The sequence below is a fragment of the Nocardia sp. NPDC004123 genome (assembly GCF_053603795.1).
In genome coordinates this window covers 77835-96314 of sequence record NZ_JBSGGG010000001.1, presented here as the reverse complement: position 1 = coordinate 96314, position 18480 = coordinate 77835, and the positions used below count along the sequence as shown (strand labels likewise).

Sequence of the window (18480 nt, the reverse complement as noted above, 5' to 3'; positions counted from 1 at the left end):
ATGACCGAACCACTGCTCGAGGTCCGCGATCTGAACGTGGCCTTCACCGCCGACCGGCGCGAGGTCCCGGCGGTGCGCGGGGTGAGCCTGACGGTGTATCCGGGGCAGACGGTCGCCATCGTCGGCGAATCCGGATCCGGCAAATCGACCACCGCGCACGCCATCATCGACCTGCTGCCCGGCACCGGCCGGATCACTTCCGGCTCGGTGCTCTTCGATGGCAAGGACCTGTCGAAGGCCACCGGCCGCGAGATCGTCGGAGTGCGCGGGCGCGGTATCGGCTTCGTGCCGCAGGACCCCATGTCCAACCTGAACCCGGTGTGGAAGGTCGGATTCCAGATCCGGGAAACCCTGGAGGCCAATGGCGTTGCCAAGGGCCGGGCCGCCCGGCAGCGAGCTGTCGAACTGCTCGCCGAGGCCGGCATGCCCGATGCCGAACGCCGCGTCAACCAGTACCCCCACGAATTCTCCGGCGGCATGCGCCAGCGCGCGCTCATCGCCATCGGCCTGTCCTGCCGGCCGAAACTGCTCATCGCCGACGAACCCACCTCGGCGCTCGACGTCACCGTGCAGCGTCAGATCCTCGACCACCTCGACGGCCTGACCACCGAACTCGGCACCGCGGTCCTGCTCATCACCCACGACCTGGGCCTGGCCGCCGAACGGGCCGAACACCTGGTCGTCATGTACCGCGGCCGCGTGGTGGAATCCGGACCGGCCCTGCAGATCCTGCGCGAACCCCAGCACCTGTACACCAAGAAACTGGTGAACTCCGCGCCCTCGCTGGCCTCGCAGCGGCTGTCCTCGGTGCGCAAGCGGGCCGAGGTGCGCGAGCAGGCCGTCCAGGTCGCCGGGCAGCTGGCCGAAACCGACGCCGAATTCGCCAGTGCCCCCGACGATCTGCTCGTCGCGGACCACCTCACGCGGGTGTTCCGCATTCGCGGCAACGCGCCGTGGCGATCCTCCGAACTCGTTGCGGTGGACGATGTCTCGTTCACTCTGCGGCGCGGCACCACCACCGCGATCGTCGGCGAATCCGGTTCGGGCAAATCCACGGTGGCACAGATGGTGCTGGGCCTGCTGCCGCCCACCGCCGGCCGCGTCACCTTCGACGGTCGCGAGGTGGCGACCCTGGATGCCAAGGCCGCCTTCGCTTTCCGTCGCCGCGTGCAACCCGTGTTCCAGGACCCGTACGGGTCCCTCGACCCGATGTACTCCATCTACCGGACCATCGAGGAGCCGCTGCGCACCCATCGCCTCGGCACCCCGGCCGAGCGCGAGGCCACCGTGCGCGATCTGCTCGACAAGGTCTCGCTCCCGGCCTCGGTCATGCGCCGCTACCCGAACGAGCTCTCCGGCGGCCAGCGCCAGCGGGTGGCCATCGCCCGGGCCCTGGCGCTCTCCCCGGAGCTGGTGGTCTGCGACGAGGCCGTCTCGGCCCTCGACGTGCTGGTACAGGCTCAGATCCTGCAGCTGCTCAACGAGCTACAGGCCGATCTCGGCCTCACCTACCTGTTCATCACCCACGACCTGGCCGTGGTCCGCCAGATCGCGGACGACGTCCTGGTCATGCAGCAGGGCAGGGTGGTCGAGGCCGCATCCACCACCGAGGTGTTCGACCACCCGCAGTCCGAATACACCCGCCGCCTGCTCGACGCCATCCCCGGTCGCGACCTGCTCGCGGGATGACCGACCGGGTGTCGGCGGGCGATCCGATACCCGGCAGTAGCCTCGTACCTCGTGACCGACCCGTTGCAGCCCCTCGTCGACCTGCCCGGCGTGCGTGATGCCGCCGACAAGGCCCGCGACGCCCTCGCCGAGGTGCATCGCCACCGGGCGAACCGCCGCGGCTGGCCCACCACCGCCGCCGAGGCCGCCGTCCGCGCGGCCCGCTCCTCCGCCGCCATCGACGGCGGCACCATCGATCTCCCCGCCGACGGCCGCGTCGACGACCCGATCCTGGCCGGCTCGTTGCGCGTGGGCCAGGCCCTCGACGCCGAGGCCCTCACCAACCTGGTCGGCGTCTGGCAGCGCGCCCCGCTCCAGGCTCTCGCCCGCCTGCACCTGCTCGCCGCCGCCGACATGGTCGACGACCAAGAACAGCTGGGCCGCCCCCGCAATGTCCCCGGCGTCGCCGAACGTCTGGACCTGCTGGTCCAGACCATTACCAGTACGAAGGCCCCCGCCCCGGTGATCGCGGCCGTCGTTCACGGCGAACTGCTCTCCCTGCGGCCCTTCGGCACCGCCGACGGCATCGTCGCCCGGGCCGCCTCCCGCCTGGTCGCTGTGTCCAGTGGCCTGGACCCGCACAGCCTCGGCGTCCCCGAAGTCTTCTGGCTCCGCCGCCGCCAGGCCTACCTCGACGCCGCGGCCGCCTTCGGTATGGGGACCGCGGAGGGCGTCGGCGGCTGGGTGATCTTCACCTGTGGCGCTCTCGAAGACGGCGCCCGCGAGGCCCGCTCGATCGCGGACGCCGCCTCGGGGTAAGCCCCCTGATCACGAAACTGTCTGTACGCCACGGGTTTCCGGGGTCCATACACGTCAAAGCGGGCGGCGTTGTCGCGAATTGCGACCTCACCGCCCGCTAGCACGGACTACCCGGTTACCAAGCGTGCTTTTCTGGTTGTGTTTTCTTCGGCCTCGGCGAGCTCTCCAGCATCCGGCGGTTCATCCCCGCATTGATTGCGAGGCCCTTGCCGTCGATATCCTGGATAACGCAGGCCCACAACTACTGTTGCCCTTGTCGCGGCGTGCTCCGCGTGGGTGCCTGGTGTCCGTGCTGGGAAGGGTGGGATGGGAGGTCGAATCTTCTCTTCCGATCCGATCTTGGCCTTCCGTCCTTCCGTGCCTCCATTGTTACCCCGTGACCGCCATCACATCAAGACCTGGGGAAACTTTCAAAAACTCGGCGTGTCCCGCCATTTTTCATCCGGGCGTTTCCGGCGGGTCGGCGTCAGCGGCGCCGTCGCAGCAGCCGGTAGGTGAGCGCTCCGGCCGCCAGCGCGCTGAGCCCGACCGCGGCGGTCGCGGCCACCGTGGTGGTGGTCGGAGCCGGGATCCGCGCCCACAGCGACACCGGATTGGAGAAGGCGAGAATCGGCCAGCCACGGGTGGTGGCCTCGCGCCGAAGGCCCCGATCCGGATTCACCGCCGTGGGGTGACCCACCACCTCGAGCATGGGCAGATCGGTGACCGAGTCGGAGTAGGCGTAACAGCGGGACAGGTCGTAATCGTATTGCGCCGCAAGCTTTTCGATCGCCTCGACCTTGCCCGGGCCGTAGCAGTAGAACTCGACTTCGCCCGCGTACCTGCCGTTTTCGATGACCATGCGGGTGGCGGCGAAGTGGTCCGCGCCGAGCGCCGCGGCGATCGGGGCCACCATCTCCTCGCCGGAGGCCGAGACGATCACCACGTCGTGGCCTCGAATCCGGTGGTCCGCAATGAGATCCGCCGCCTCGGCGTAGATGAGCGGGTCCACGATGTCGTGCAGGGTCTCGGCGACGATCGAGCGCACCTGGTCCACATCCCAGCCCGCGCACATCTTGGTCAGATGCTCGCGCATGCGCTCCATCTGATCGTGATCGGCGCCGGACAGCAGGAACAGGAAGTGGGCGTAGCTGCTCTCCAGCACGGCCCGCCGGCTGAGCAGTCCCTGGTCCAGGAACGGCTTGCTGAACACGAAGGCGCTCGACCTGGCGATCACCGTCTTGTCGAGATCGAAGAAGGCGGCGACTCGTCCGCGTTCGGCTGTCACGTCGTCCAGGATATGGTTCTGCGCCGCGCCATTTCATTCGCCTCTGCCGCATGCGTGGCGAGGGTCACCGCGAGACCCGGTTCATCCGGGTTAGCCAGGGGGAAGCCGAGCCGTCGGGGCGGGAAAAAGACTCGCCGGGCGGACTTGCAATCCGGTCGGGGCTTGGGTGTAGTATCGCAGATACCTGGACATGGTCCAGGCGCGTTCAGCCCGACCCCCCGGGGCTGAACCCGACGGCCCCAGCCTCCTCCCCCCCCGGCTGGGGCCGTCCTCTATTTACGGACAGTTCCGGATCCGTTCCCGCTTCTCGAGTTCTGCACAGGCCGCGTGTTATCCACACTCGCCGTGGAGGCGCTTTCGCCGCTGCTCCGATCGGGCGACGCTGACCTGCATGAACTCCGATGCCGCCACCCCACCGGCCCTGTCGCTGGTCGCCGATCCCCGCCTGCGCGACGAGATTCGCCGCATCGCCGCCGCGGCCGACCGCCCGCTCGACGAGCGCGTGCCGCCGCCGGGCCGCCACTCCTGGACCAATGCGTCCGTGATCATCGTCGATACCGCTGCCGCACATAGCTGTGCGTCCGCCGCCCACCCCCGCCGCCCGGGGATTCTCCTGGTGACCGATGGCGAGCCCGGTTTGCTCGATTGGCAAGCCGCCACCGCGGCCGGCGCCGAACAGGTGCTGCCCCTGCCCGCCGCCGCCGACGCCCTGATCGCCGCCTTCGCCGCCCACGACCGCCGGCGCCCCGGCGACGGCGCGGTCCTCGCGGTGGCCGGTGCGGGCGCGGGATCCGGCGCCTCCGTGCTGGCCGCCGCCGTAGCCCTCACGGCCGCAGGCCGTTTCCGCGACCGCACCCTGCTGGTCGACTGCGCTCCCTACGGCGGCGGCCTCGACCTCCTCCTCGGCCTGGAGCGGGCGCCGGGGCTGCGCTGGCCCGACCTCACCATCGAACACGGCCGCGTTTCCGCTCCCGCTCTGCACGAGGCGCTGCCCGCCACTGCGGGGTTGGCCGTACTCTCCTGCGGAAGAGGCGCTCCCGCAACCGAACTCGGCGCGCTCTCGCCGAGTGCGGACCCGATTGCCCTCGGGCGCAGCTCCGTCGGCGGTGCCGCTTGCCACGTACAACCCGCACCGATGCTTCATCCCGTCCCGCTCTGTTCGGACGGAACCTCCTCGCTCGCAACGGACCTCGACGGGCCTCCGTCTTGCGTGGTCGACCGCGGCGTCGCTGTCTTCAGTCCGCAGGCGCTCTCCGGCGCGACCGGTGATCATGCGGCCGAGTTGAGCCGTGCCGACGGATCGGTGGCGGCGGCACTCGCGCCCGCCGCGGTGCGAGCGGTCCTCGAGGGCGGCCGGGCGGCCGGCGATCTCGTGGTCGCGGACCTGTCCAGCGACCACGGACCGCACACCGACCAGGTTCTCGAGGTGGCCGATCTGGTGGTGCTGGTAACCCAGGCGCGCCTGCGCTCGATCGCCGCGGCCGAATCCGCCGCGGCCTACCTGACCGCGCGAAATCCGAATGTGCGCTTGATCGTCCGGGGCCCCGCGCCCGGCGGCCTCGCCCCGTCCGACATCGCCGAGGCGCTCACCCTGCCGCTGCTCACCGCGGTCCCGTCGCAGCCGGGCCTGACCGAGCGCCTGGAACGCGGGGGCCTGACCGTCCGGCGGCGCGGTCCGCTCCGCACCGCCGCCGAAACCGCTTTGACCGCACTGTTTTCCGAGAGTCCCCGCTACTGCCGGCCTCCCGGCGGCCCGGGCCACTCGTGGTGGCGTATTGCCCGCGCGCACGGTTCGACCTGTGGTTCTCCGTTGCCGGAACCTGCGGGATCCCGGCAATGAGTGAGCTGGTGACGACCGAGCTGCTGGAGCGGGTGCGGGAGCGGCTGGCGGAAGGGGCGGCGGATCCGGATCCGGCGCGGGTGGCGGCGGCCATTCGGGCCGAGGCGGGCGGGGTGCTCGCGGACACGGATCTGTTGCGGGCCTTGCGATTGCTGCAGACCGAGATGACCGGCGCGGGCGTGCTGGAGCCGCTGCTGCACGACCCCGAGGTGGCCGATGTGCTGGTCACCGGGCCGGATTCGGTGTGGGTCGATCGGGGTCGGGGCCTGCGGCGTACCCCGGTGCGGTTTCCGGACGAGGCGGCGGTGCGGCGGCTGGCGCAACGATTGGCCCTGGCGGCCGGACGGCGGCTGGATGATGCGCAGCCGTGGGTGGACGGACGGCTGGCGGGAACCGAAGCGGCATCCGGGGATTCCTTCGGGGTGCGGTTGCACGCGGTGCTGTCGCCGATCGCGCACGGCGGCACCTGCCTGTCGCTGCGCGTGCTGCGCCCCGCCACCCAGGGTCTGGACGCGCTGGCTGCGGCCGGTGCGGTGCCACCGGACGCGAAACTCCTGCTGGAGCACATCATTCGTGCCCGGCTCGCCTTCCTGGTGGTCGGTGGCACCGGCGCGGGGAAGACCACACTGCTGTCGGGCCTGCTGGCCAAGGTGGCCCCCGCCGAGCGGATCGTCTGCGTCGAGGACGCGGCCGAGCTCGCGCCACCGCATCCGCATGTGGTCCGCCTGGTCGCCCGCCCCGCCAATGTCGAGGGCGCGGGCCAGGTCACCGTGCGTGATCTGGTGCGCCAGGCGCTCCGTATGCGCCCGGATCGCATTGTGGTGGGGGAGGTTCGGGGCGCCGAGGTCGTCGATCTGCTGACCGCGCTCAATACCGGCCATGACGGTGGGGCGGGGACCGTGCACGCCAACTCGCCCGGCGAGGTCCCGGCCCGGCTGGAGGCGCTCGCGGCCCTGGGCGGCATGCCCGCGCCCGCCCTGCACAGCCAGCTGGCCGCCGCGATCCAGGTGATCCTGCATGTCCACCGCCGGCCCGACGGGCGTCGCGCGCTCCGCGAAATCGGCGTGGTCACCCCCGTCGACGGCCGGGTGCGGATCGCACCCGCATGGACCGCCGACACCCGTCCGACTCCGGGCGCTGTGCTCCTCAGGAAACTCCTCGACGAAAGGACTCGGGATGATCCCCGCGAGTGAAGACTGCCCGGGCTCGTGCGGTTGCCCCCGGCCCCGGTCGAATTCGCCGTTCCACGGTTCGATTCCGCCCTCCACTCCAGGCTCGGATCGGTTGTGCTGCAATTCGTTCGGTCTGCGTGGCTCACGGTTCGCGGGATCGCGGCTGGCGTTGCGCGATGGCGGTTGCCAGCCGAGTATCACCGATTCGATTGGCGCCGAGGATGATCCGGGCTCGAAGCAGTCCGGAGGTGACTGATGGGATCCGGCTTCGGCCCGCACGCGCTCGCATCGGTCTGCCTCGCGCTGGCGCTGCTCGTGGTGCCTCCGCCGATCGCGCGGCGGCGCATGTCTCGGCTGTTCAAGCTTCGTGAGTGCGGGCGAAAGGCCAGGCGCGGCTGGATGATCCGCATTGCGCCGTTGTCGGCATTGCCCCTGATGCTCCTCGTCGGCCCCGGTCCGGTGGTGGCCGCGGTACTGCTGGCGACCACCGTCCTGATTCGGTGCCGCCGCGCGAGGCGAGAACGGCAGCGGGGCATCGAGATCGCACAGTTGCTGGAGGGGCTGGAGGCGGTGATCGGGGAGCTGCGGATCGGCGCACATCCGAGCGCCGCGGCCCAGGTGGCGGCCCGTGAGACCGCGGGCGACGTGGCACGGGCCTTCGCGGTCAGCGCGGCGCGGAGCCGGTTGGGCGGGTCCGGCGCGGAGGGCCTGCGGCGTCCCGGCTCGGTGGTGGCGCGGGAACTGTCCCGAGTGGCCGGGGCCTGGCGGGTGGCCGAGCGGCACGGGCTCGCCCTGGCCGAGCTGCTGGCCGCCGCGCGTTCGGATCTGCTGGGCCGCAAGCGATTCCGCGATCGCACGTCCGCGGCGCTGGCCGGGGCCCGGGCGACCGCCGCGGTGCTGGCCCTGCTGCCCGTGCTCGGCCTCGGCCTGGGCGAGCTGATGGGTGCGTCCCCGCTGCGTGTGCTGTTGCTGTCCTCGGCGGGCACGCTGCTGCTGCCCCTGGGGTCCGCCCTGAGCTGCGCCGGTCTGCTGTGGGCCGATGCCATCACCGACAAGGTGCTGCGATGACTCCGTCCGTGGCCGCGGTGCTGGCGGCTATCGCGGTGCTCATGCTGCCGGGCCGGACCGGTGCGGTCCGCAGGCTGCGCCGACTGCGGGACCCGGTGCGCGGTAATCCACTGCCGCAAACGGAGTTCCGGGCCGAGCCGGATCCGCTCGGGGTCGCCTCCGCCCTCGATCTGCTGGCAGCGTGCCTGCGCGCCGGGCTGCCCACCGCCGCCGCTGCCGCGGCGGTCGCATCCGAGGCCCCCGATCCACTGGCCTCTGCGCTGCGCCGGGTTGCCGACCTGCTGGCGCTGGGCGCGGATCCGGCCACCGCGTGGGAGCAGGCCACGGCCGGCTCCGCCGAGGAGACTGTGACGGCGCTGGCGCGGCTGGCCCGTCGCTCGGCGCGCTCGGGAACCGGATTGGCCACGGCCGTGGCCGAATTGGCGGAGCGCCGCCGGGGCGAGCTCGAGGATGTGGCCGCGGCCCGGGCCGAGCGGGCCGGGGTGCTGATCGGCGGCCCGCTCGGCCTCTGCTTCCTGCCCGCCTTCCTGTGCCTGGGAATCGTCCCGGTGGTGATCGGCCTGGCGGGCCGGGTGCTGGAAGGCGGTCTGCTGTGACCGGCGGCGGCCGCGAGGTTCACGACTGTGCCGGTGCGGATCGGCCGTGCCGGAGTGAGGGAAGGAGCGAGCATGGGAACGTCCGTCCGAAACCTGCTCTGGGAGCTGCGGACCCGGCTGCTGCACGCCGTGACCGCGGACCACGGGATGAGCACCGCCGAATACGCGATCGGGACGATCGCGGCCGCCGCCTTCGGGGCGGTGCTGTACACGGTCGTGACCGGCGACAGCATTGTGAGCGCCCTGACCAACATCATCGACAAGGCGCTGAAGACTCCCGTCAAGTGACGTATGTCACACCACCTCCCCATGCCGAGGCGGGCATGGCGACCGTGGAGGCGGCCATAGCGCTGGCCGCCCTCGTCGCGGTCGTGGTGCTGGGCGTCGGCGCCCTGCTGGCGGTATCGGCGCAGGTGCGTTGTGTCGATGCCGCCCGCGAGGCGGCCCGTCTCGCCGCTCGCGGTGACACCGACGTCGGTGTCGTCACCGCCCGCCGGGTCGCACCGCCCGGTGCCCGGGTCGTCGTCCGCACCGAGGGCGACCTGGTCGTCGCCGAGGTGAGTGCCCGCGCCACCCTTGTTCCGGTCACCCTGCACGCGGCGGCGGTGGCGGCGCGGGAGCCCGGAGCATCCCGATGAGGCGCACGATCATGGATCGGGCCGGGAGCGAGGCGGGTGGCGTGACCGTCACCGCATGCCTGGCCCTGATCGGCCTGCTGGCGGTCGCGGTCCTGATTGCCCAGGTCGGAGTGGCGGTGGCGGCCCGGCACCGGGTGCAGGCCGCCGCGGATCTGAGTGCGCTGGCCGCGGCCGGTGCGCTGGATGGCGGCGTCTCCGCCGCGTGCGGCCGGGCCGCGGCCGTCGCGGGCCGGATGGGCGTGCGACCGGCCGGATGCGTGGTGCTGGGCTGGGACGTGACGGTGACGGTTGCCGGCCGGGTATCGCTGGGCCCACTGGGGGAACGGGACGTGCGCGCGGTCGCGCGGGCGGGCCCGGCGGACGAGCCGAGGTAGCGAGGCAATATCTCGTACCGAGCGGTTGGTTAGAAATGTGATGGCGCGGGCCACATCAGTGGTCGATCAATGTCGAAATTCGATGAATGCGGGAGGCGAATAGATTGGGTATCGATTGCTTTCCAATTCGTTCCCGGAGACTCATTCGAATGAATGCACAGGTAAATCCGGGAGCGACATTATCGAACGGAGCAATCCCTCAGTTAACAGGATAGCATCCCTTTTTAATCGACTTGGGTCTCCGGCGTGTCGCGGCCACTCCTCAGCATCCGGATTCCGCCCGATATCAGCCAGCTGACAAGGCCGACCGGTTGGTCGTGTGGCGCTCCGGTCTCACGACGGAGACGGCTGTGTCACGGTTCGGGAGAGCGGTCGTCATCTTCCCCGAGTTCGGCCAGCACGGCCCGCAGTAGCCGGGCCGCACCGGCCTTGTCCAGCGGGTTGTTGCCGTTGCCGCACTTGGGTGACTGCACGCAGGACGGGCACCCATGCGCGCACGCGCAGGACTCGATGGCGCCCAGCGTGGCCGTCAGCCAGTGCCGCAGCCGGACGAAGCCGCGCTCCGCGAAGCCCGCCCCGCCCGGATGCCCGTCATAGACGAAGACCGTGGGCAGCCCGGTGTCGGCGTGTTCGGCGGTAGACACGCCGCCGATATCCCACCGATCGCAGGTCGCCACCAGCGGCAGCATGCCGATCGCGGCGTGTTCGGCCGCATGCAGTGCGCCCGCGGCGTGCCGGGCGTCGATCCCGGCCCGGGCCAGCAGGTCCGGCGTGACCGTGTAGAACACGGCCCGGGTGGGCAGCGTCTGCGCCGGCAGGTCCAGCGGCACCAGGTCCAGCACCTCGCCGCTGGGCAGCCGGCGCAGGTACGCGACCACCTGACGGGTCACCAGCACCTGCGCCAAAGCCGTTGTGACCGAGCCGGATCGGCGCTCCTCGGTCACCGCCTCGATCTCCAGCGAGGTGACCACCCGTGCACTGGTGCTCCACCCCGGCGTGTCGGCGTGCACCAGCGCGACGCCCTCCTCGAGGTCCAGCTCGTCGACCACGTAGCTCTCGCCCTGATGCAGGTGCACCGCGCCCGGATGCAGGGTGGCCGGAGCGCGCCCGGCGTCGGTGGTGCCCAGCATGCGGCCCGACTCGCCGTCCACCACCGCCACCGCCGTGCCGATGCCGCCGCGCACGTCCACCGCGTCGTGCGGATGCGCGCCGGCGGTCACGAACCAGCGCGCCGACCCGTCCCGCGCTACGCCCGCACGCCGCCGGATCACACCCTGTTCGGCCAGGTCGGACAGCAGTTCCCAGGCCTGGAAGGCATGCACTTCCGCATCGCTGAGCGGCTGTTCCATGGCCGCGCACAGCAGATGCGGTCCGAGCACGTACGGGTTGTGCGGGTCGGTGATGGTGGCTTCCAGGGGCCGCCCGAGCAGCGCCTGCGGGTGATGCACGAGGTAGGTGTCCAGGGGGTCGTCCCGCGCGATGAGCAGCACCAGCGACCCCTGGGTGCGTCGGCCGGCGCGCCCGGCCTGCTGCCAGAACGAGGCGACCGTCCCCGGATATCCCGCCACCACAACGGCATCCAGCCCGGCGATGTCCACGCCCAGTTCCAGGGCATTCGTGGTGGCCGCACCCAGCAGCGAGCCGTCCGAGAGCGCCGCCTCCAGCGCCCGCCGGTCCTCGGCCAGGTACCCGGCCCGATAGGCCGCGACACGCCCGGGGAGCTCGGCATCCACCTCCGCCAGCAGCCGCCGCGTGTCCATGGCGACCAGTTCGGCGCTGCGCCGCGACCGCACGAAGGTCAGCGTGCGCGCCCCCTCGACCACCAGATCCGCCATCACGGTGGCGGCCTCGGCCCCGGCCGAACGCCGCACGGCCGCACCGTTTTCCCCGGTCACGCCGCTGCCGAGCAGCGGCGGCTCCCACAGCGCCACGGTCCGCGCGCCCTGCGGCGACCCGTCGTCGGTGACCGCGACACACGGTGCGCCGATCAGCTTTTCGGCGGTGGCCGCCGGATCGGCCGTGGTCGCCGAGCACAGCACGAAAACCGGATCCGCTCCGTAGCGCTCGGCGAGTCGCCGTAACCGGCGCAGCACGAGCGCCACGTGCGAGCCGAAAACTCCGCGATAGATATGACATTCGTCGACCACGATGTATTTGAGCTGACGCAACAATCGCGCCCACCGCTGATGAGACCGCAGCATTCCGACGTGCAGCATGTCCGGATTGGTGAACACCCATCGCGCGTGCGCCCGCACCCACTGCCGGATTTCCGCCGGCGTATCGCCGTCATACGGCGCGGGATGAATGGTGCGCAGCGGATCTTCGCTGGTCAGCTCGTTGACCATGCGCAGCTGATCGGCCCCCAGCGCTTTGGTCGGCGACAGATAGAGCGCTGTGGCCCGCGGATCCTGTTGCAGCGCGGTCAAAACCGGCAGCTGATACGCCAGCGATTTCCCGGACGCCGTCCCGGTCGACACCACCACGTGCCGCCCCGCCGCGGCCAGTTCCGCGGCGCGGCTCTGGTGGCTCCACGGCTCCGCGACTCCGGCCGCCTGAACTGCGGCGATGACATCCGGAGATGTCCATTCGGGCCATTTCGTGATCTGCGCCGCGCGCGGCGGTAGCTCGCTGACATGGGTGAGTCGGGGGTCACCCGAAAGCGGGCTATTAAGGACACGATTCAGCAACGATCTCCCGTAGCTGATGTCGCTGTTGTCTCCGGATCGACGCATCGGATCCTCGCCATTCATCGAAGCGTCACCGCGACACGCCCAACGGGTGCGAAACGTGTGTGCGCCTGCCGCCTCACCTGCCATTTCACTGCAGAGTAGCGACCTGCCTCACACCCTGTTTGCCAGATGCTCGCTCTGTTATCCGAAAGCAAACCAACTTCAAGTACGGATTTGGGCATTATGCCCCTCACCTGCGCATTCGCAAGATCAACTTTTTTGCAAATTGTGGGTAACTCCGCTGTTGAATTCCCGGAAGACATGGTTCACTGGTTCCTGGTCGCAAGCTTCTGTGTTCGAGGGAACGGATCGAAAGTCCAAACCATCAGCAGGATCGATGTTGCGAACGGTGTACTAGGTGCTTTCCTGCAGGGGGAACAGAGTACAGCGGTCTCAACGGACCCGGTGGATGAACCCAGTTGTCCGCCGTTCCGGTATGGAAAGAGAAGGAACAGAATGGCACAGGGAACTGTGAAGTGGTTCAACGCGGAGAAGGGGTTCGGCTTCATCGCGCCCGAGGACGGCTCAGCTGACGTCTTCGTCCACTACTCCGAGATCCAGGGGTCGGGCTTCCGCACCCTCGAGGAGAACCAGAAGGTCGAGTTCGAGGTTGGTCAAGGCACCAAGGGCCCGCAGGCCACCGGTGTTCGCGCGCTCTCCTGAGCGAGCCAACCCCTCAGGTTCCGTCCCCCATCGCCCCCGGCGGTGGGGGACGACCCATATCTGGACCCATTACACTCGATCACGATCAGGGGCTACATCGTCGCCGTGCACCAGCCACGGCCTTCGAACACGGTATAAACGTTGCTGGCAGCGATATCGGACATCGCAGCCGTTTGCCCCAGCCGCGTAGAGCGCGTACACCAGCGCCGACGCGGATCGAGATGAAAGGTGTGTTCGCCGGTGGCAACACGAGACCGCGGTGCAGCGCCGAACCCCCAGGCAGCGCCCGACCAGGGCCGTTCCCTGCGTCGTCTCGTGATTGTCGAGTCGCCGACGAAGGCCAAGAAGATCGCCCCCTACCTGGGCCGCGGCTATGTCGTGGAGGCCTCGGTCGGTCATATTCGGGACCTGCCGCGGGGTGCGGCGGATGTGCCCGCCAAATACAAAGGACAGCAGTGGGCTCGGCTCGGCGTGGATGTCGATCACGATTTCGAGCCCATTTATGTGGTCAGCCCCGATAAGAAGGGGAAGGTCAGTGAGCTGAAGAGCCTGCTGGCCGACGCCGACGAGCTCTACCTCGCCACCGACCCCGACCGCGAGGGCGAGGCCATCGCCTGGCACCTGCTGGAGACGCTCAAGCCCAAGGTGCCGGTGCGGCGCATGGTGTTCCACGAGATCACCGAGCCCGCCATCCAGGCCGCCGCGGCCGATACCCGTGAGCTGGACAAGGATCTGGTCGACGCGCAGGAGACGCGGCGCATCCTGGACCGGCTCTACGGCTACGAGGTCTCGCCGGTGCTGTGGAAGAAGGTCATGCCGCGGCTGTCGGCGGGCCGGGTGCAGTCGGTGGCGACGCGCGTCATCGTGCAGCGCGAGCGGGAGCGCATGGCGTTCCGCTCCGCGGAGTACTGGGATATCGCGGCCAAGCTGGATGCCGGCGGGCGCGGGCAGGAGGACGGCGGGAATCCGCGGGTCTTCGGTGCGCGGCTGGTCAGTGTCGAGGGCGCTCGCGTGGCGACCGGTCGCGATTTCGGATCCGACGGGCAGCTGAAATCCCAGGGTGTCGTCGTACTCGACGCCGGCTATGCGCAGCGGCTGGCGGAATCGCTGCACGGCGTGGATTTCACGGTTTCCTCGGTGGAATCCAAGCCGTACACGCGAAAGCCGTACGCGCCGTTCATGACCTCGACGCTGCAGCAGGAGGCCGCGCGCAAGCTGCGTTTCACCTCCGAGCGCACCATGCGGGTGGCGCAGCGGCTGTACGAGAACGGTTACATCACTTATATGCGTACCGACTCGACGACTTTGTCGGAGTCGGCGATTCAGGCGGCTCGGGCACAGGCCACGCAGTTGTACGGCGCGGAATACGTGAGTCCCACGCCGCGGCAGTACACCCGCAAGGTCAAGAATGCGCAGGAGGCACACGAGGCCATTCGTCCCGCGGGCGACATCTTCGCCACGCCGGGACAGTTGCATGCCAAGCTCGACGGCGACGAATTCCGTTTGTACGAGCTGATCTGGCAGCGCACGGTGGCCTCGCAGATGCAGGACGCGCGCGGCACCACGCTGACGGTGCGCATTACCGGCATCGCGAATAGCGGTGAGGAGTGCGTGTTTTCGGCGTCCGGCCGGACGATCACCTTCCCGGGATTCCTCAAGGCATATGTGGAGAGTGTCGACGAGGAGGCGGGCGGCCAGTCCGACGACGCCGAATCGCGGCTGCCGGCGCTGACCGAGGGCCAGCGCGTGACGGCCATCGAGCTCGAGCCGGACGGGCACACCACCAATCCGCCCGCACGCTTCACCGAAGCTTCGCTGATCAAGGCGCTGGAAGATCTCGGCATCGGCCGTCCTTCCACCTACTCCTCGATCATCAAGACGATTCTCGACCGCGGCTATGTGTACAAGCGCGGCAGCGCGCTGGTGCCGTCGTGGGTGGCGTTCGCGGTGATCGGGCTGCTGGAGGACCACTTCGGGCGGCTGGTGGACTTCGACTTCACCGCGGCCATGGAGGACGATCTCGACGCCATCGCCGGTGGCCGCGAACAGCGCGGAAACTGGTTGTCCTCCTTCTATTTCGGTGGCGATCACGGTGCCGAGGGTTCGGTGGCGCGGTCGGGCGGCCTGAAAAGGATGGTGGGCGAACGACTCGACGGCATCGACGCGCGAGAAGTCAACTCCATCAAGCTCTTCAGCGATGACGAGGGCCGCGATGTGGTGGTCCGGGTCGGCAAGTTCGGGCCGTATCTGGAGCGCATGGTCGTCAATCCCGATGACCCGGACGGGAATCCGGTGTCGCAGCGGGCCAACCTGCCCGACGATCTGCCGCCGGACGAGCTGTCGCCCGAGGTCGCGGAGAAGCTGTTCGCGACTCCGCAGGAAGGTCGCTCGCTGGGTACCGATCCGGCGAGCGGGCACGAAATCGTCGCCAAGGAAGGACGTTTCGGCCCGTACGTCACCGAGATCCTGCCGGAACCCGCGGAGGATCTGGACACCACGGCGAAGAAGCCCGCCAAGAAGGCGGCCGACAAGCCGAAGCCGCGCACCGGGTCGCTGTTCAAGTCCATGAGCGTGGAGTCGGTGACGCTGGACGACGCGCTCAAACTGCTGTCGCTGCCGCGCGTGGTGGGTGTGGACCCGGCCTCCGGGGACGAGATCACCGCGCAGAACGGGCGGTACGGGCCGTACCTGAAGAAGGGCACGGATTCGCGCTCGCTCACCGGTGAGGATCAGATCTTCACGGTGACGCTGGAGGACGCGCTCAAGATCTACGCCGAGCCCAAGCGGCGCGGCGGGCAGTCGGCCAGTGCGCCGCCGCTGCGTGAGCTGGGTGTGGACCCGGTGTCGGAGAAGCCGATGGTGATCAAGGACGGGCGGTTCGGCCCGTATGTCACCGACGGTGAGACCAATGCCAGCCTGCGCAAGGGCGACGAGGTCGAATCCATCACCGATGCACGGGCTTCGGAGCTGCTGGCGGACCGGCGGGCACGCGGGCCGGTGAAGAAGGCCGCGAAGAAGACCGCCAAGAAGGCGGCCGCGAAGAAGACCGCGGTGGCCAAGACCGTGGTCAAGAAGGCGGCGGCGAAGAAGGCGGCGGCCAAGACGGCCGACGGCGTCACCACCAAGAAGGCAGCGGCGTCCAAGAAGGCCCCGGCCAAGAAGGCGGCGGCGAAGAAGGCCGCGGCCTCGCAGTCCTGACCTGATCGAAGCGCCCCCGTCACGACGGGGGCGCTTTGCTTTTCGGCCGCTGTGTCTGTCGGTGGCCTGCCGTAGCGTGTAATCCGGAACACGCACCAGCGGAAGGACATTCGATGACCGTCGACCACGAGCGTGAAGAACTGATCAAGATCCTGGACAGCCAGCGCGAGCTCTTCCGGATCACCGTCCGCGGCATCGACGACGAGCAGGCGCGCCAGCGCACCACGGTCAGTGAACTCACCCTCGGCGGTCTGCTCAGCCACGCGGTGAATATCGAGCGGCACTGGACCACCATCCTCGCGGAGCGCGACCCGAACTCCGAATTCGATGTCTCCCGAATGGATTCCGAGTATCGGCTGGACCCGGAACAGACGGTCGCCGGCCTGCTGGCCGAGTGGGAGGTGGTGGCCGAGCACACCGGCAAGCTGATCCGCGAGCTCCCCAACCTCGAGGATTCGGTGCCGACGCCGACCGCGCCCTGGGCGCCGGAGCGGGAATGGCTCAGCGTGCGCTACATCCTGCTGCACATCTTCCGGGAGATCGCGCACCACTCCGGGCACGCGGACATCATCCGCGAGGCCCTGGACGGCGCGAACACGACATATCAGCGCGCGAACTGACTCCCGGCCGGGCTGTCGGGGGTGGCGGCTAAGGTGGTCGGCGTGGCGGGTGTCTTCGATCGGCTGGTCGGCCAGGGTGCGGTCGAGTCCGAGTTGACGGCTGCGGCGGTGGCGGCACGGGGTGGGGCCGGATCGTCGTCGGCCATGACGCATTCGTGGTTGTTCACCGGGCCGCCCGGATCGGGGCGGTCGGTCGCGGCGCTGTGCTTCGCGGCGGCGCTGCAGTGCACGGACGAGGGGACGCCCGGATGCGGGCGGTGTCACGCGTGCACGACCACCATGGCCGGGACACACGGCGATGTGCGGCGGGTGGTGCCGGAGGGTTTGAGCATCGGCACCAAGGAGATGCGCGAGATCGTGCAGGTGGCGTCGCGGCGGCCGAGCACCGGGCGCTGGCAGGTGGTCGTGGTCGAGGACGCCGACCGGTTGACCGAGGCGGCGGGCAATGTGCTGCTGAAGGTGGTGGAGGAGCCGCCGGAGCGCACGGTGTTCCTGCTGTGCGCGCCGTCGGTGGATCCCGAGGACATTTCGGTGACGCTGCGATCCCGGTGCAGGCACGTGCATTTGGCGACGCCGTCGGTGGATTCGATCGCGCGGGTGCTGCACGAGCGGGACGGTCTGGACCAGAAGACCGCCGGCTGGGCGGCCTCGATCAGCGGTGGACATGTCGGGCGCGCCCGGCGGCTGGCCACCGACGACCAGGCCCGGGCCCGGCGCAAACGAGCCCTGGCGCTGGTCACGGCGACCGCCCGGCCCGCAGCGGCGTATGCGGCCGCCGACGAACTGGTGAAGTCGGCCGATGACGAGGCCAAGCAGGTCAGTGCCGAGCGCGACGGGAAGGAACGCGAGGAACTGGCCACCGCGCTGGGCGCGGGCGGCACCGGTAAGGGCACCGCCTCGGCCACCCGCGGTTCCGCCGGTGCGCTGAAAGACCTGGAGAAACGCCAGAAGTCGCGGGCCACCCGCACCGGGCGCGATGCCCTGGACCGGGCCCTGATCGATGTCGCGGGCCTGTACCGGGACGCGCTCGCGGTCCGATTCGGCGCCGCCACCGCGGATTCCTCCTCGGGCGTGACCCTCACCCACCCGGACATGGCCGACCAGATCCGCGAACTCGCGACCGACGTCCGCCCCGAGGGCCTGCTGCTCTCCATCCAGGCGGTGCTCGATTGCCGCGAGGCCCTCGAAACCAATGTGAAGCCGCGCTTCGCCCTCGCCGCCATGGCCGCGGCCCTGATCGCGGCCCGTTCCGCCTGACCCGGGCGTGTCCCGCATCACCGCGAGCTCCCGTTTTCGCGATTCGGGCGCGAGACGATAGACTCGCACCGCCGGAAGGCACGCCGCCTTAGCTCAGTCGGTAGAGCGCTTCACTCGTAATGAAAAGGTCGGGGGTTCGATTCCCCCAGGCGGCTCCAAACAAGCAGGTGGAGAGCGTATGTCGCTCTCCACCTGCTGTCGTTTCGGGGTCCGAATCCGGTGCCGGTGGCACTGGGGAAGCGCGCGGATCGAAATCGTCTGGCTGGCATACGAACTCATTGCCTGCGTGCCGAAGCTTGCCCTGTGTGATGATGACGCAGGCCGTCTGTGGGACCCGGCGGCCGGTCGCGGAACACCGATCCGAATCCGGTCTGGCCGATGCGTCAGCTCCACGAAAGATCCAGGTCAACCCGCCGTCAGCGCATATCGTTGCGGGGCGGAGGTCGCCTGGTGATCAACCATCCACGGATATTGACAGTATCTCCCGCTCAATGTCAGTCTGGGGAAAACGTGATCATGATTCGTTGCGAACACATCACTCCGTGTACCCGGTGTGAGAGAAATTCCCAGA

The 18480-nt window shown here is 69.5% G+C and carries 15 protein-coding genes and 1 tRNA gene; 14 read left to right on the top strand and 2 right to left on the bottom strand.

Annotated elements, in window-relative coordinates; translation table 11 throughout:
* Both ACWEQQ_RS00475 and ACWEQQ_RS00470 read left to right on the top strand, forming a co-directional pair.
* Window positions 1–1689 carry an ABC transporter ATP-binding protein gene (locus ACWEQQ_RS00475; protein ID WP_452346659.1) on the top strand — a complete coding sequence of 563 codons (1689 nt, stop codon included), beginning with the start codon at window positions 1–3 and terminating at the stop codon, window positions 1687–1689.
* A 51-nt stretch (window positions 1690–1740) separates the two neighbouring features.
* Window positions 1741–2487: an oxidoreductase gene (locus ACWEQQ_RS00470; RefSeq protein WP_452346658.1), complete on the top strand. Its 747-nt coding sequence runs from the start codon at window positions 1741–1743 to the stop codon at window positions 2485–2487.
* A gap of 466 nt (window positions 2488–2953) precedes the next feature.
* Here the strand turns inward: ACWEQQ_RS00470 and ACWEQQ_RS00465 are convergent, their stop codons facing one another.
* Window positions 2954–3754, bottom strand: coding sequence for an HAD family hydrolase (locus ACWEQQ_RS00465; protein WP_379391106.1), 801 nt, complete (start codon window positions 3752–3754; stop codon window positions 2954–2956).
* Between the two features lie 391 nt (window positions 3755–4145).
* On the opposite strand from ACWEQQ_RS00465, the gene ssd reads away from it, so the two are divergent.
* From ssd to ACWEQQ_RS00430, 7 genes are all read left to right on the top strand, one after another.
* Window positions 4146–5594: a septum site-determining protein Ssd gene (gene ssd / locus ACWEQQ_RS00460; RefSeq protein WP_452346657.1), complete on the top strand. Its 1449-nt coding sequence runs from the start codon at window positions 4146–4148 to the stop codon at window positions 5592–5594.
* Window positions 5591–6787 carry a TadA family conjugal transfer-associated ATPase gene (locus ACWEQQ_RS00455; protein ID WP_452346656.1) on the top strand — a complete coding sequence of 399 codons (1197 nt, stop codon included), beginning with the start codon at window positions 5591–5593 and terminating at the stop codon, window positions 6785–6787. Before ssd ends, ACWEQQ_RS00455 begins: the two co-directional genes overlap by 4 nt.
* A 234-nt stretch (window positions 6788–7021) precedes the next feature.
* On the top strand, window positions 7022–7834 hold the full coding sequence (locus tag ACWEQQ_RS00450; RefSeq protein WP_452346655.1) for a type II secretion system F family protein: 813 nt from the start codon (window positions 7022–7024) through the stop codon (window positions 7832–7834).
* Window positions 7831–8430 carry a type II secretion system F family protein gene (locus tag ACWEQQ_RS00445; protein ID WP_452339702.1) on the top strand — a complete coding sequence of 200 codons (600 nt, stop codon included), beginning with the start codon at window positions 7831–7833 and terminating at the stop codon, window positions 8428–8430. Before ACWEQQ_RS00450 ends, ACWEQQ_RS00445 begins: the two co-directional genes overlap by 4 nt.
* Before the next feature lie 72 nt (window positions 8431–8502).
* The gene (locus tag ACWEQQ_RS00440; RefSeq protein WP_452339701.1) at window positions 8503–8718 is read left to right on the top strand and encodes a DUF4244 domain-containing protein; all 216 of its coding nucleotides are present in this window, start codon (window positions 8503–8505) and stop codon (window positions 8716–8718) included.
* Between the two features lie 35 nt (window positions 8719–8753).
* On the top strand, window positions 8754–9068 hold the full coding sequence (locus ACWEQQ_RS00435) for a TadE family type IV pilus minor pilin (RefSeq protein WP_452339806.1): 315 nt from the start codon (window positions 8754–8756) through the stop codon (window positions 9066–9068).
* On the top strand, window positions 9065–9442 hold the full coding sequence (locus tag ACWEQQ_RS00430) for an Rv3654c family TadE-like protein (protein WP_452339700.1): 378 nt from the start codon (window positions 9065–9067) through the stop codon (window positions 9440–9442). The genes ACWEQQ_RS00435 and ACWEQQ_RS00430 overlap by 4 nt, the downstream gene beginning before the upstream one ends.
* 353 nt (window positions 9443–9795) lie before the next feature.
* Here ACWEQQ_RS00430 and ACWEQQ_RS00425 read toward each other — a convergent pair whose 3' ends face one another.
* Window positions 9796–12192 carry a DEAD/DEAH box helicase gene (locus tag ACWEQQ_RS00425; RefSeq protein WP_452346654.1) on the bottom strand — a complete coding sequence of 799 codons (2397 nt, stop codon included), beginning with the start codon at window positions 12190–12192 and terminating at the stop codon, window positions 9796–9798.
* A gap of 435 nt (window positions 12193–12627) precedes the next feature.
* Between ACWEQQ_RS00425 and ACWEQQ_RS00420 the strand changes: the two genes are divergently transcribed.
* The 5 genes from ACWEQQ_RS00420 to ACWEQQ_RS00400 all read left to right on the top strand — a co-directional run bounded on the left by ACWEQQ_RS00420 (window position 12628) and on the right by ACWEQQ_RS00400 (window position 18067).
* Entirely contained in the window at window positions 12628–12834 is a 207-nt protein-coding gene (locus tag ACWEQQ_RS00420; protein WP_011206895.1) for a cold-shock protein, read from the top strand.
* Window positions 12835–13149: 315 nt separating this feature from the next.
* Window positions 13150–16032, top strand: a complete 2883-nt coding sequence (gene topA / locus ACWEQQ_RS00415) for a type I DNA topoisomerase (RefSeq protein WP_452346862.1) — start codon at window positions 13150–13152, stop codon at window positions 16030–16032.
* A 113-nt stretch (window positions 16033–16145) separates the two neighbouring features.
* Window positions 16146–16652: a DinB family protein gene (locus tag ACWEQQ_RS00410; RefSeq protein ID WP_452339698.1), complete on the top strand. Its 507-nt coding sequence runs from the start codon at window positions 16146–16148 to the stop codon at window positions 16650–16652.
* Window positions 16653–16694: 42 nt separating this feature from the next.
* Entirely contained in the window at window positions 16695–17909 is a 1215-nt protein-coding gene (locus ACWEQQ_RS00405; RefSeq protein WP_379393447.1) for a DNA polymerase III subunit delta', read from the top strand.
* Between the two features lie 82 nt (window positions 17910–17991).
* Window positions 17992–18067: transfer RNA gene (locus tag ACWEQQ_RS00400), tRNA-Thr, on the top strand.
* Window positions 18068–18480: the final 413 nt, after the last annotated feature.

Excerpts from the sequence above, each read along its gene's own strand:
- ACWEQQ_RS00475 (WP_452346659.1), top strand. The coding sequence starts at position 1 with ATGACCGAACCACTGCTCGAGGTCCGCGATCTGAACGTGGCCTTCACC.
- ssd (WP_452346657.1), top strand. The coding sequence starts at position 4,146 with ATGAACTCCGATGCCGCCACCCCACCGGCCCTGTCGCTGGTCGCCGAT.
- ACWEQQ_RS00455 (WP_452346656.1), top strand. The coding sequence starts at position 5,591 with ATGAGTGAGCTGGTGACGACCGAGCTGCTGGAGCGGGTGCGGGAGCGG.
- ACWEQQ_RS00450 (WP_452346655.1), top strand. The coding sequence starts at position 7,022 with ATGGGATCCGGCTTCGGCCCGCACGCGCTCGCATCGGTCTGCCTCGCG.
- ACWEQQ_RS00445 (WP_452339702.1), top strand. The coding sequence starts at position 7,831 with ATGACTCCGTCCGTGGCCGCGGTGCTGGCGGCTATCGCGGTGCTCATG.
- ACWEQQ_RS00440 (WP_452339701.1), top strand. The coding sequence starts at position 8,503 with ATGGGAACGTCCGTCCGAAACCTGCTCTGGGAGCTGCGGACCCGGCTG.
- ACWEQQ_RS00435 (WP_452339806.1), top strand. The coding sequence starts at position 8,754 with ATGGCGACCGTGGAGGCGGCCATAGCGCTGGCCGCCCTCGTCGCGGTC.
- ACWEQQ_RS00430 (WP_452339700.1), top strand. The coding sequence starts at position 9,065 with ATGAGGCGCACGATCATGGATCGGGCCGGGAGCGAGGCGGGTGGCGTG.
- ACWEQQ_RS00425 (WP_452346654.1), bottom strand. The coding sequence starts at position 12,192 with ATGAATGGCGAGGATCCGATGCGTCGATCCGGAGACAACAGCGACATC.
- ACWEQQ_RS00420 (WP_011206895.1), top strand. The coding sequence starts at position 12,628 with ATGGCACAGGGAACTGTGAAGTGGTTCAACGCGGAGAAGGGGTTCGGC.
- ACWEQQ_RS00410 (WP_452339698.1), top strand. The coding sequence starts at position 16,146 with ATGACCGTCGACCACGAGCGTGAAGAACTGATCAAGATCCTGGACAGC.